Below are 12,756 nucleotides of genomic sequence, written 5' to 3'. Positions count from 1 at the left end.
TCAATTCTCAATTCTCAATTCTCAACCGCACTTCCACCCGCCGGTTCAAAGCATGTGCCTGTTCACTATTTTGCACATACAAAAGCTCTTCTTCTCCCCGGCCTTTGGTTGTGATGCGATGGTCAGGCAAACCGTAATTTTTTTTCAGCCAGGATTTGACTGTTTTTGCTCTTCTTTTTGACAATCTTAAATTATCCTCTTGATCTCCCTGGCTGTCCGTGTGTCCGATAATGACAAAATGATGTTTTAAAAAAACCGGATTCCGCATGGCTTTGCCCAGTTCTTTTACCTGGACAAGGCCTTTTTCCTTGAGTTGGTCACTGTTTAATTCAAAGTGAACATAAAGATCAATGGCAGGCTCAACTCCATAGGCTTTGGAAACCGTTGTGAGCCGGTTAACAATTGATTTGGAAAGAACCCCCTCTTTGCTTCGAACCTCATCCATGGCCATTATTTTTTTTACCACTTTTGGGAATTGATGATAGCCCTTGGACAGTTTATAGCAGGTATAGGCATCTTCCAGGCGGTCCAGTTTTTCATAAACCGTTCCCAAACTGACATAGACTTTGGCCTGGGATATATCATCCCCGGCCAGGGTCTTTGCCTCATTATATGCTTTTTCCGCCCGGGTAAGGCGACCCATAGCAACCAGGGTACGGCCGGACTCATAAAATCCGGCAAAGGTGGGGAAGGCTGCCAGGGAATTGTTGAGCAGATCAAGGCGTTCCTTGCCCTGGGCCGTTGACATTGCCTGATGGTAAAGGATATTTGCTTTTTCACAATCATGGGCAAAGACCGTCCCTCCAAAAATATCAATAGAAAAAATAATGGCTGCTGCTATACAATAGAAAAAATATTTATGCATGGTTCCTCCTTTTTTTTAGCTGCTGCCGGTTTTTCAGCTGCTGCCGGGTGACAGCGCCAGTTTTTCCATGGCCTTGGGATCTGCCAGCATTTTTTGCCATTTGTCATCGGTCAACCTGTCATTGATGGGGTGTTTAAATTCATAATAATTGAACAGGGCGCCCCGTGCTTGAACCTTTTCCAGCGGATACATAATGATTTTGGGATATCCCAGGCCCTCTTGTAATACCATGCCGCTGTTGGGCTCGGTGTGAACATCGGTAACAATGGGGGCATCCTGGTTGACCACAACGTAAGCCAAACGGGTATCCAGCTGGTTGAGAAAACGGATCTCATCGGCATTTAATTCACTCTTTCCCAACTCTTTAAAGGCAATGGAACGGCAGGTTTCCAACACATCTATATAATCTTTCAGCCGTTCTTTCATGGGATGATTCACCTCGGCAGGAAGCATTTGATTCAGCATTACGGCTTGAAGTTGCAGATGCGCATAGAGTTCCGGTGCCCCAGAGAGCCAGGCCTGGTTCCGGGGGGGCGAAGCGCTGAATGACTTGGCCACGGTAGTGTAGGATTGTTTGGCATAGAGTGTGCTGATATATCGGGTATAGGTCCAGAATCCAAGACAAGTGTTCAGCCGCCTGGAAAGGTTAATGGCTTCTTCTGGAATATCTGTTGTGTTTAGCCAGTAACGCATGAGTTGCATATGATTTGAATTCAGGCCGGATGATGTCCGCAGGAGGATACCGGCTTTCTTTTTTGCAGCAGCATACCCCATGTAATTGCATTCGTCGTTTTTATTCAGGCGTGTTTGTGCATCTTTGGAGCCTAAAATAGCCATCAACTCAATTCCCATGGGAAACCCCTTGACCCAGTTGCCGTCAATCAGGGAACGGGAAAAGGGAGTTTTTTTGCCCTGGTAACGCGTTACATTGTTAAAAACCAGCTGCTGCATGGCAGCACTGTCCGGTGTAAAGCGCAGGGGCATAAATCGAAATCCGGTCATGACATCACTTGGGGTTTGTCCTTTTTCCAGCTTTTTAATATCCACTGCACCGGATATAATGGCGGGTTTCCGGTTATTTTTTTCCGCCAGGTTGAAAAGAGCCTGGCGTAGTTGGGATATCTGGGCATGGGGAAGCTTTTTTAATATCTTGACATAATCGGTAAGGATCAGGTCATCAGCCGGACCAAAAATTGAAGCCAATAGTTTCTGGATGTACTCATAACGGTCGGCAAGTTTTTTGCTGCCATGAACGTGGGCGGCAAGCGCCATTGCCTGCTGGGAGAGTGTGTCTGCCTGTTTGGTGGAAATGCCGGTGGCTTTGCTTTCAAGAATTGGAAACAATACCGTACCGGCATAGCGCATGGCCTGAAAATACTGCCCGAGTTTTTTGTTGCGGGTGTACTTGCCGCGCACGATAAACTGGCTGTAGTCGATCTGCTGCTGCATCAAGGTTGAGGTGTCAATTCCTTTGGCAGCACGGACTTTTTTTAATTCTGCAATAACTGCTTTCTGATTCACTACAGCCTTTTTATCCGGTTGTTCCGCTCCGGTGATAAGGCAGGTTAAAACGGCGAGATAGTCAAGATTTGCCTTGTCCACAGAGGAAATTTTTTCTTTATTGCCGATAATTTTTGTGGTCAGTTCATCAATTAAATTTTTAAATTCCGGCAGTAATAAGGTCTCTTCCAGCATGGTAACGGTTTCATTGATAACCATTCCATGGCTTAAGAGCATAAAATCTTCAGTAATGTAATTTGGAATACCTTGCTGTCTGTTTTGTTCGTATAATGCAAACATACCATGGGGGGGGGTGTCCTTGGCAATGGCAGCAAATGGTATCATCAGCCATGCCAGGAACAATAATAAAAAGACAATTTTGTATTCCCTGCTGGGTATTTTGATCATAATTTGACTCCTTTGATGTGAAAATTATTTTTGAATATCAATTATTCGTCTGGTCATTCCCCAGGAGGGTGAGGCGGCAACAATACGGATGGCCTTGGACATACTTTTATCCCGGTTCAATACATCACTTAAATCCGTATCACCCGTTGTAACAATAAAGGCCACAAGACTCTCACCGACAGGTTCACCCGCAGCAATCTCCCAATCAGCACCTTTGGGAGGTATGGTTAATGGTGTATCGGCTGTGATGGCGTTTTCTTTTTGTGCATCATTGGGGAACAATACGTTTAGAGTGTCGGCAGGATCAACTTGCACCACCCACAGCCGCCCGGATTGGGCAGATGTTATATTGAAGTTCAGACTGTCACCCAGACCGGCTTTTTCAGTGCCTGTCACCTTTACTTGAAAGGAGTCTTCAGGTGCTTTTATTTTGTGCAGGGCATCCCAGTTCCGGCCGACATGAACATACTCTTTGCAGCCACTGAATGCAATCAACACCGCAAGCACTGACAACAAAAATAAACATTTAGTTTTCATTATATATTCTCCATATCTTTATCCATAATTCTCAATTATTAATTCTCAATTAATTAAAAACCTGTGTAACAACAGATCCTGCACCCAGGCCGCTGCTTTTTTCAACAGCATAGGATGCTTTCTCCAGAGTGCGTTTCGACATTTTTTTAAAAAATTCTTTTCCACCATCTCCTTCCTTATGTGCATTGATTTCTTCTTCTGTGAGAATTGCCACCAAAAGACTTTTGCCTGTCTGTTGGGCTGTAAGCTTGAAACCACCGAATTCTCTGGATGGAATAGTGACGGTTGTATCACTGAAAATTTTATTATCCGGATGATACTTGTTGGGGAAAAGCACAGTGGGCTGGGTATCTTTTTCGCCAACTTCAATGATGTTGAGGTATCCGCCATGTTTTACATCACACTTAAAGACGAGACAGTCTCCAATTTTGTTTTGGGTTGAGTTGACGGAAAGTTGTACTGGGTAATCCGCATTATTTATCAGGTATTCCAACTTTCGCCACAGACTGGAGACCCTTTGAGATTCATGATTGACTAAAATATTTTTCCCCATAAGCGATTCATTTCCAACCAGGTTGGGTTGGTGAACCTTGTCCGGACTTGTATTGTTTTGAATGAATTCGGACACATCCTCCTTTAGTTGTCTCAGGTTCAAGGAGCGATTATTATTCCGGGCGGAATTTACAGCAGAAAGAACGCCCAGGGTAAAAAGACTGCCCTTGGAAGTCGCCAGGGCGGATTCGTTGTCCTGGGCAGCATTCAATGCAGCATAGTTCCCCTGATCTGCGGCCTCAATACTATAACTGCCCTTGGAATGGACGGGCATGCCGGGGTAGTAAAAAAATTTTTCTTTCTGCCCATTGAAAAGTGATATGGCTTTGGTTGCAGTACCGCTATGGCAGGCGTCAATCATTACATATAGATTATTGGATTGTATTTTATCCAGCAATCTGCCTAACTGATCGTCAACGAGCGTATTGACTAATGTATTGTTTTGAACCTGGGTATCATGTGGCAGCAGCACTTCATCCTGGTTATCTTTTTCATCGCCATTCTCATCCTTGATTGAAGAACCATGGCTGCTCATATAAAAAAGGCCTTTGTCATTGGATTTCAGACCTTTAATCAACCAGTCTTCAATTGCCCCTTTAATACCCTGTAATGTGGCATCTTCATCTGCAAGAATACGGATCTGATTTTTTGAAAACCCCATTGCCTGTGCAACCTCGTACATATTTTTCAGATCTTTTTCAATGCCGGGTAAATTGGCATCTGAAACAGCATATTGGCCCACACCGATGAGAAGTGCCCGATTTTCAGCCAAAGCTGGTGAAAACCAGACCGGCAGAATTAACAGGGTTCCGATAAGAGTATACAGGATTTGTTTCATATTTCCTCCTATTCCCGGACGTTTACATGGTAAACAGCCATTGGCGGCCGGGTTTTGTCCATCAATGCGAATCCTTTGGTTTTATTGACCGTATGGTTACCCGGGATTTGATCTTTATTCAAGTCGCCATTGGCGCTGAAAACAGCCACAAGCTGATGACGGCCTTGAGGGTGTGTAACCTTGCCTTTTTCCTGATAAAAGTTCTTTCCGGTCACTTTTGTTCTTTTCAGAAAGACAGTTTTTTTGTCCGGCTCAATGCTGTACAGATATACAAATCCTTTGTTGTCTGCGCCGTAGGTGATTTTCATTGTATCGCCGATTGTATAATGGGTTCTGTCACTGGAAATAAAAACACAGACCGGATTATCATCAATCATTGGCGGTGGGATCTGCCTCCCGGCGGACGACCATCCGTTGTCTTTGATTACCAACGTCAGTTCCCGGACCACTTGTTCCTTTTTTTTAGCGGGTTTGCGGATATGCAGCGCTTTGATATCTTTACTCATGGTATCCGCCGTGGTGGTAAAAAAACTTCCAACCGATTTATAAGAGTCCTTTTTTAAATTCAGTTTTTTGGTGCTGGCCAGCATGATGATTTCTTCAGTACCCGGCCTGTCACCGACAAAAGATATTTCTTTTTCCGGCACAATATATTCTTTCCCGGGTCTGTAAATGTTGTACTCTTGAAGCTTGTTGGGCAGGATGATTACTCCCTTGTTGTTTTCTTTGTTAATACTGAATAGATAGAGGTATGCTTTTTTATTCACGGTGATTTTGAATTTAATGGGTTCACCAACTTTGAATGCTGATTTGATCGGTTCGAACCCAACCGAAAGATCGTCGTTAGAGCTGTTATTGCTGCGAATACTGATGGCTTCCGATATGGAAACATTTGCCCATGTAATTGCTGCCGCCATAAGAACAGCAAGCCCTAATCTAATTTTATTTTGAACATAACAACGCATAATCATTACTCCTTGTATATTGTTTTATTGTTTCTGCATTATTTCAGAAACAGTTTAAATGTGTTTTTGTTGACCTGTAATTTGTATTATCTGAAAATGTTTTTTGTCATCTGATTTCTTCCTTTTTTTTTAGTATAAAATGAAACAGAATCAAGAGTTGCAATTTAGTCTGGATTTTACAACTTTTTTTGTTTGTCACCATTAAAAAATATTAGACGGACACATTTTGAAAATATTGTTTTTTTCAACCTTTTTTTTGATTATAACGGATATTTGTCTGGGTGCCCAAGGGGTGTTATAAAATGGGCAGCAATTCAAAGGATCTGTGTCCGGATGAAAGGATATGAATCCCATACAGTAACTGCAAAGTATTAGGATAAATAATATGAATGTTTCTGGTTCCTAATAAAATCCGGCTTGTTAAATCAGTTTGATTTTAAAAGAAAATAAAGATGTTATTCGCTTACAATGGCTTTCACTTTAGCTAAAACCTCACTTATCACATTTGCTGGTGCTTTTTCCGCGAATTGAAGTCCTCTTTCAACAAAATCAATGGTTTTAACTTGATGGCAAAGTACAACACCACTTATTTTCTTACCCGCTAAAGAAACCTCAAATCCATGCCCTCTAACTCGGCTTGTTATGGGGGCGACTAAGGCTAATAAAATTTTTTTGTTAAATCCTGAAGGTGAAAGAACAATAGCCGGTCTTTTCCTCATCTGTTCATGACCAGCAGCAGGATTAAAATCTGTCCATACAATATCACCACGTTTCGGGATGAATCTTTTTGTCATTACCATTCTCTTCCAACTGGTTCGTCATTCAGCCAGGCCTTGTCTTCATCAGTAAGCTCGAGATTTTTCGCGGTGCATTGGCTGAGGAGTTCGTCCATTGTATATTCTTTTTTTTCTGTAATCGGAGTGATAATGATTTTGCCGTTTTCAGCTTTTATATTGATTTTTTGATTTAGATGTAAACCAATCATATCAGCAATAGCCTTGGGTATTCTGGCAGCGAGACTGTTGCCCCATTTTTTTATTATCATTTCCATAAGATTATCCTTTGTTGAAACATTGTTTATACTTAATTTAGCAACCAAACCTTTATGTGTCAACAATGTTTATACTATACCTGATCTGGTATAGAACAAGTGGATACTTTCTTGATGGTCCGGATATGTGCCGGGCGCTTAAAAAAAACATTTGGAAATCAAGTAAGGAAAATAAATACGGGCTTTGTAAATCAATGAAGAAACAGTGGATTATAGGGCGTTTTTTTGCTAAATTCAAAGATTGAACATCCATTAAATAATAAAATCATAAAGGTGAACATACACATAAGATGAAAGAAAAAACACAAGCGTTAAACGATATATACCAGACATTTGAGGCAAAAACCCGTGAGTATAAAGATGATACGGCCTGCGAAAAGGGGTGCGGATTTTGTTGCAAAGAAGCCGGAAAAATAGAGATTACCACCCTTGAAGGTCTGGTCATCAGAAAGGCCATGCAGGGGTTTGCAAGGTCCCGGCAGAAAACTTTGACAAAGCTTTTTCAGCAGGAGATCAAAAAAAGGGAAAACAATGTCGTGGCTCCATGTCCGTTTTTAATGAAGAACAATGCCTGCATGATTTATGATGTCAGGCCGTTTTCCTGCCGCAGGATCTATTCCACTCATGTCTGCACCTTGCGAAATCCACCCATGGTGAACCGCCGGGTCATGGAAGCGGCGGATCAATCCATAAAGCAATTACAACAACTTGACTTTAACGGATATTCGGGCCATTTGTCCTATATTCTTTACATGCTCTCCACCCCGGCTTTTCTGGACACTTATGAAAAAGGGGAGTTTAAGCCTGAAGAGATCATGGAATTTGGAAAAGCTCATAAAATTGCCATTAATAGAATGATGGACCAAGGGGTAACCGCTTAATTTGATAATATTGGAAATTTTATTTTTGACTTATAATATCAAACTTTTATAATAAAAATTTAACGGAACAGGTGGCTTAATGAAAAATTTAAAATGGCTCTTGGTTTGTTTGATTGCTCTTTTTTTTACCGTTATTGTCCATGCGGATAATAAATTTGTTGCCAGATTTGCAGGGCAGCAGACGGTTGACGGGGTCAATGCCCTGGCTGTCACCTTTTCCGATCTCCTTGACCCCAGACAGAATTTGGAGTCTTATTTTTCCTTGTTTGCAAAAGACGACCATGCAGTGGAAGGATCATGGGTTTTATCCAAAGATCTCCATGTGGTTTATTTCAGTAATATCGAACCAGATACAGATTACGTCATAAAAATCCACAAAGGGTTGAAATCAGTTGCCGGGCAAACACTGGAAACAGCACAAAAATACTCGATAAAAACCCGAGAGGTTCAACCTATGATCAGTTTCGGGAGCAAAGGATTTATCCTGGCATCAAAACTGAACCGCGGCCTGCCGGTGAATGCATTAAATATTGATAAGGCGGACATTGATTTTTTCAGGGTAAAGCCGGGTTTTCTGGATGAATTCAGCCAGCGGTTTGCAAATAATGATACAATGGCCTATTACAACAATAAAAGATTGCATACCTATGCAGATCTTGTCTATTCGGGCCGATGGGATTTAAAGGTCAACAAGGATTTGAGAACCCAGGTCAACCTGCCCATTACTCATATCAAAGAACTTGGTGTTCCCGGTATTTACTTTGCCGTTTTAAAAGGAGCAGGCCATTATAATTACAGCTTCAGCAGCACCTGGTTTACCATCAGTGATCTTGGTCTTTATGTTAAAAAATACAAAAATCGTTTGCAGTTTCATGTCCAGAGCCTTGAGACTGCAAAACCATTAAAGAATGTAACCGTAGAGGGGTATGATAAAAAAGGCAAAAAGCGGTTTACTGTTGATACCGATAAAAATGGGATTGCCAGCATCAATGGGGCAACCGAACATCTGAATTATATTCTTGCCCGGTCAGGGAAAAGTGTCAGTTTTCTTCCAATGGATATGCCCGCCCTTGATCTGAGCGAATTCAGAACCGCCATCGAGCCTTTCAGGCCCATTGATTTGTTTGTTTATGGCCCCAGAGATCTTTACCGGCCTGGTGAAACCCTTGTCATTGACGCCCTGTTAAGAAATCAGGATGGGAAAATGACACCAGCGAAGGCCGTCACGGCAAACGTGATTCAACCGGACGGGCGGGTGGTTTACGAATTCCAATGGAACGCAAGTCATCTCAATCATTACCATTATGAATATCATCTGCCTGCTGATGCCGTTACTGGCAAATGGCGAATCACCTTTAAAATGGCGGCTGTCAGCCTCAAAGAATACAGCTTTATTGTGGCTGATTTTCTTCCTGAACGAATGAAACTGCAGGTTATAAATCCCAAAAACCAGACAGATATCCTTGGCATATCAGACACCCCCGTGATTGAGTTGAAAGGCGATTTTTTATATGGTGCGCCCGCAGCCGGTGTCAGAGCCGATGCCATGATCCATATCAGGCCTGCCCGAAAATTGTTTAAAGAAAAATGGCCCGGGTATGAGTTTGGCGATGCAACGCATAATTTCAAACACTCCTATCAAACAGACAGCATTGTTCTGGATAAAAATGGAATGGGCAAACTTACAATTGAAAATGAATGGGAAGATACAGCCTCTCCATTATGGCTGACAGCCAATGCAAGCGTGTATGACTCCGGCGGAAGGCCTGTGGTCAGGAACAAATCCTGGCAGATATGGCCTTCTGATGAGCTTGTGGGTATCAGGGTCTTGTCCAGAGACGGTCAAATAAAAAGCGACAGTACGGCACAGTTTGAAATCATCGTGGTCAATAAGCAGGGAGAAAGAATCAAGTCTAAGGGTTTGAAGGCTGTTGTGATCAAAGAAAACAGGGAATATTATTGGGAATACAGTCATGACAACTGGCAGTGGCATTATACCCGTCAGTTTTATACTGTGGACAAGTTTAATGTGGATGTTCCTGAAAACGGTGCTGCCAAAGTAAGCGTACCTGTTAAGTGGGGCGGATACCGGCTTGAAATTAAAGACCCGTCTACAGGTCTTGTTTCCAGTTTGAGTTTTTGGGCAGGGTGGCAACCTGATGGCATGCCGTCATCCGGTGGGGGCAATCGGCCCGACAGGGTGGATTTGACCCTTGATAAACCCCATTATGGTCCGGGTGACACGGCAAAGGTAATGGTCAAAGCACCTGAGGCAGGTTCCGGGTATCTGTTTGTTGAATCAGATACCAATCTGCTGACCCTGCCCATAAAAGTACCGGCTGAAGGCAAAGCGTTTGACATCAAAATTGATCCGTCCTGGAACCGTCATGATCTGTACATCTCCGCCCTGATTGTGCGAAAAGGGCAAAGCAGGACCGGCACGCTTCCCAAACGGTCTGTCGGCCTGATTCATCTGCCATTGGATCGAACCGGCCGAAAGCTGTCCCTTAAAATGGATGTCCCCAAAAAAATAGAACCCAGTCAAACCATGGATGTCTTTGTTGATGTAAGTCGTGCCAACGGGTCTATACCCGAAAATGCGTATGTTACACTTGCCGCAGTGGACATTGGCATTTTAAACCTTACCGGGTTTAAAACCCCTTCTCCTCATGATTATTTTTTTCAGAAGCGCAAATATGGCGCGCAGATTCATGATGTTTACCAGAAATTGATAGAAGCCAACAAGGGTGCATGGGCAACACAACGGTTTGGCGGTGATGTGGCAGCGCTCACCCGGGGCGGTGACAAACCCGCCACAGATGTGCAGATCGTATCCATTTCCAGGAATGCCGTTAAGGTGGATGAAAAGGGCAGGGCGCACTTTAGTCTTTTCATACCCGAGTTCAACGGCAGTATCCGGGTGATGGCCACAGCGTATACAGGTCAGGATTACGGATCACTGGAACAGGAGGTGACGGTTGCGTCGGCCCTGGTCACCCAGATTACCATGCCCAGATTTTTATCCATGGGGGATAAAAGCCAGGTGGTGATCGATGTTCACAATCTTACCCTGACACGCCAGCAACTTGATATGAATCTTGATGTGCAAGGCCCTGTCAAAGCCCTTGGACAAACATCACACAAAGTGAGTCTTGATCCAAATCAAAAAAACGCCTTTGTTTTCCCGGTTTTTTCAGAACAGCAGCTGGGCCGTTCAAAGATAAATCTTTTTATCAACGGTTTGGTTGTGGATGGAAAAAAACAAACTCTTAATCGAACCTGGTTTATTGATACACGACCGGCATATCCCGCGACCACCAAAGTGTTCAGATCCCATTTAAAGCCGGGTGAAACATTTGACATCAAGCCTTCCCAAATGAACAGCCTGATCAAAGAAACAATTGGCGTTCAGGCTGTAATCAGCGCTTTTCCACCCATCAATCTTTCCGATCACATTCAGCAGCTCAATGCCTATCCATACGGCTGCCTTGAACAGATCACCAGCGGGATTTATCCTCATGTTATTTTAAATGCGTTTGATATTGCCGAGTTGGGATTGACCGGACAGACTTCTGAGCAAACAAACAAAAAGGTTGTCCTGGGGATTCAACGGTTAATGGAGAAACAAAAAACCACTGGCGGATTTGGCCTCTGGTCTGCAAAAAGTCCTGAAAGCTATTGGCTGACCGCATATGTGACTGATTTTTTACTTCATGCACAACAGGCCGGATATAAAGTGCCGCCCACAGCCCTTGCCAAAGCATTGGACCGGCTCAAGAAGTATGTGAAACGACCCTCAACCATAAGGCCGATGAACTATACGGACAAACGGCATTACAGGGCGGCAACCCGTGTGTATGCAGCCTTTGTCCTGGCCCGTGTTCAGGGCATCTCTCTTGGGGATGCAAGGGCTTTATATAATGCGGCAAAAAATGATTTAACAGGAACACTTGGGTTTGTTCATGCCGGACTTGCCCTTTATCTGAGCGGGGATGATGCCCTTGGGGCAAGTGCTTTGGAAAAAGCATTGAACAACAGCCGCGAACACCCGCGCGAAAATCATATATATTATGGTGATTACGGCAGTGATATAAGGGATCTTGCCGCAGCCTGTTATCTTGTGTCCAGTTTTTATCCTTCTTTTGAAAAAGCTTCTCATTTTCTTTTCGGACTCCAGGATGAACTTTATGACCGTCAATGGCTCAGTACACAGGAACGAAATGCCCTTGTACTGGCCGGCAGCATTGCCGTGAAAAACAGCACAGAACTCTGGCAGGCAAGAATAAGTGCTGGTGATAAAATTGTTGATCTTGTGCATGATCGTCAAAAACAATTTGTCAGTGTTGACGGGCAATCCGCTGATGGATTCAAGGTACTTAACACGGCAGGGACGGATCTTTATCTGTCTGTTACCCTGGCCGGATATCCTGCCCAGAAACCCAGACCCGAGGCATATGGTGTAAAAATTTCTCGAAGATATCTGACACCCGCCGGCATACCCATTGAAATGCCCGTAAAATCCGGGCAATTTAAATCCGGAGACAGGTTGCTTGTTGAGCTTGCCTTTACGGCGGATAAAAGAATGCCAAACGGTTTGATTGTTGATCTGCTTCCGGCCTGTCTTGAACTTGAAGATCCCAACCTTGCCGGCAGCATGGTCATTGATGAGATACAGGTCGATACAAAAACCGTTGTTCAGTGGCATAATGCATTTGATACCCGTCATACGGAGTACCGGGATGACCGGTTTGTGGCGGCATTGAATATTCCTGCCCAGGATGATTTGAGGATTTTCTATCCGGTACGCATTGTCAGTCCTGGTGATTATCTTGTGCCGCCGCCCCTGGCAGAGGATATGTATAAACCGTATATCCGGGGGATTGGCAGTGGCCCGGCCCTGATGCAGGTGAGCAGGCCGTGATATGTCCCATGATGCGAGAACCAGGCACTCTCCTTATCCGGGAGATTCAAAACAAAATTTACGACGCTGTCAGTACCCTGCAATATTTTCCAAAATGCCGGAATGTGAGAAAACTTGTAAACTGACCTGATTACCGACTGCGTGTATGGAATTGAAGGTTATAATCTGGTGAAGGCTTGGAGAATTCACCCTGGTTTGCTCACAGCAAAGATTGAAAGTTTCTGTATGAATTTTTTAA

General features: G+C 43.6%; 9 protein-coding genes. 2 read left to right on the top strand and 7 right to left on the bottom strand.

Annotated features, from left to right (window positions below):
- Window positions 1-7: 7 nt before the first annotated feature.
- The 7 genes from TOL2_RS13570 to TOL2_RS13535 all read right to left on the bottom strand — a co-directional run bounded on the left by TOL2_RS13570 (window position 8) and on the right by TOL2_RS13535 (window position 6,716).
- On the bottom strand, window positions 8-865 hold the full coding sequence (locus tag TOL2_RS13570; protein WP_014957994.1) for an OmpA family protein: 858 nt from the start codon (window positions 863-865) through the stop codon (window positions 8-10).
- A 33-nt stretch (window positions 866-898) separates the two neighbouring features.
- Window positions 899-2,773 carry a DUF3160 domain-containing protein gene (locus TOL2_RS13565; RefSeq protein ID WP_014957993.1) on the bottom strand — a complete coding sequence of 625 codons (1,875 nt, stop codon included), beginning with the start codon at window positions 2,771-2,773 and terminating at the stop codon, window positions 899-901.
- 24 nt (window positions 2,774-2,797) lie between these two features.
- Window positions 2,798-3,310 (bottom strand): DUF4384 domain-containing protein, encoded by a 513-nt coding sequence (locus TOL2_RS13560; RefSeq protein ID WP_014957992.1) that lies wholly within the window; start codon window positions 3,308-3,310, stop codon window positions 2,798-2,800.
- Between the two features lie 49 nt (window positions 3,311-3,359).
- Complete coding sequence (locus tag TOL2_RS13555; protein ID WP_014957991.1) at window positions 3,360-4,700, bottom strand: caspase family protein; 1,341 nt, start codon at window positions 4,698-4,700, stop codon at window positions 3,360-3,362.
- Window positions 4,701-4,708: 8 nt separating this feature from the next.
- Window positions 4,709-5,665 carry a DUF4384 domain-containing protein gene (locus TOL2_RS13550; protein ID WP_014957990.1) on the bottom strand — a complete coding sequence of 319 codons (957 nt, stop codon included), beginning with the start codon at window positions 5,663-5,665 and terminating at the stop codon, window positions 4,709-4,711.
- A gap of 455 nt (window positions 5,666-6,120) precedes the next feature.
- Window positions 6,121-6,459, bottom strand: coding sequence for a type II toxin-antitoxin system PemK/MazF family toxin (locus tag TOL2_RS13540; protein ID WP_014957988.1), 339 nt, complete (start codon window positions 6,457-6,459; stop codon window positions 6,121-6,123).
- Window positions 6,459-6,716, bottom strand: coding sequence for an AbrB/MazE/SpoVT family DNA-binding domain-containing protein (locus TOL2_RS13535; protein ID WP_014957987.1), 258 nt, complete (start codon window positions 6,714-6,716; stop codon window positions 6,459-6,461). The genes TOL2_RS13540 and TOL2_RS13535 overlap by 1 nt, the downstream gene beginning before the upstream one ends.
- A gap of 290 nt (window positions 6,717-7,006) precedes the next feature.
- Here TOL2_RS13535 and TOL2_RS13525 point away from each other — a divergent pair, with 290 nt between their 5' ends.
- Window positions 7,007-7,597: a YkgJ family cysteine cluster protein gene (locus tag TOL2_RS13525; protein ID WP_014957986.1), complete on the top strand. Its 591-nt coding sequence runs from the start codon at window positions 7,007-7,009 to the stop codon at window positions 7,595-7,597.
- A gap of 79 nt (window positions 7,598-7,676) precedes the next feature.
- The gene (locus TOL2_RS13520; protein ID WP_014957985.1) at window positions 7,677-12,518 is read left to right on the top strand and encodes an alpha-2-macroglobulin family protein; all 4,842 of its coding nucleotides are present in this window, start codon (window positions 7,677-7,679) and stop codon (window positions 12,516-12,518) included.
- Window positions 12,519-12,756 lie beyond the last annotated feature (238 nt).

Source organism: Desulfobacula toluolica Tol2 (assembly GCF_000307105.1).
Lineage (GTDB): Bacteria > Desulfobacterota > Desulfobacteria > Desulfobacterales > Desulfobacteraceae > Desulfobacula > Desulfobacula toluolica.
Note: the sequence above shows the minus strand (reverse complement) of the source record. Positions and strands in the feature narration are given on the sequence as shown.